Here is a 763-nt window from a genome sequence, read left to right on the forward strand (position 1 = left end):
GAACGCAGTTACGTCGATTTCGCCGACATCATCCCCGCCGATGACACTGTTCGCGGGCAAGCGAGCAGCGCGGCACCTGCGTCCGCAGTGGCGCTTTTGGCGGGATATCCTTCGTAAGCAGGTTGCGGCGCTCGCGCCTATGCTCGCGAGTCCTCGCTATCCGAACCTTTGGCGGTCAAGTGATCGCTGACACGCTGCATCAGCCAGCCCCAGGCTTCCTTTTCACCGTCGCCTGCCGTCTTTTCGATGGCGATCGAAAGGTAGGCGATTTCCGCCTCGATCTTGTTGCGCGGCAGCATGCCGAGCCGGCTGACCAGGATGGCCAGCTCAAGCACCGCCGCCTTGGCTCGGTTGAGGCCGGTGAACGGCGCGAGCGTTTCCTCCCGCACCACGCGGCAGAAATGGCGGGGGCGCACACCATTGTCATCGACCGCCCGGACTTCGAGGCCCGAATACGCCAGCGCCGCCTCGAGCCTCGGCACCGGGAACCCGTCAACCGGAACGGTTGGCCAATGCTTGCGGCCTGTCAGGCAGCCGGCAAAGACACGCGCGTCGTCAGTATAATTGGCGATGGCGAACGGCACTTCGGCGAGATTGTCGAGCGTGACCGACGGCCGGAACGGCGCGATAACCCAACCGTCATTCTCGGCAATGATGCCAATCGGCGCGATGTGGACGTTGCCTGCCTTATTGACCGTCGTGATGATCGATTCGCGAATGTAGGGCATGGTCCTAGCGCTATTTCCTTGCGCGGAGCGGCTTG

1 protein-coding gene is annotated in these 763 nt (G+C 63.0%); it reads right to left on the bottom strand.

Going from position 1 to position 763, the window contains the following annotated elements:
• Nucleotides 1-137 precede the first annotated feature (137 nt).
• Nucleotides 138-763, bottom strand: a 626-nt coding sequence (locus EN994_RS33870) for a DUF447 domain-containing protein (RefSeq protein WP_348631701.1), incomplete at its 5' end; no start/stop codon positions are given.

The organism is Mesorhizobium sp. M7A.F.Ca.CA.002.09.1.1 (assembly GCF_003998555.1).
In the GTDB taxonomy this organism is placed as follows: domain Bacteria; phylum Pseudomonadota; class Alphaproteobacteria; order Rhizobiales; family Rhizobiaceae; genus Mesorhizobium; species Mesorhizobium ciceri.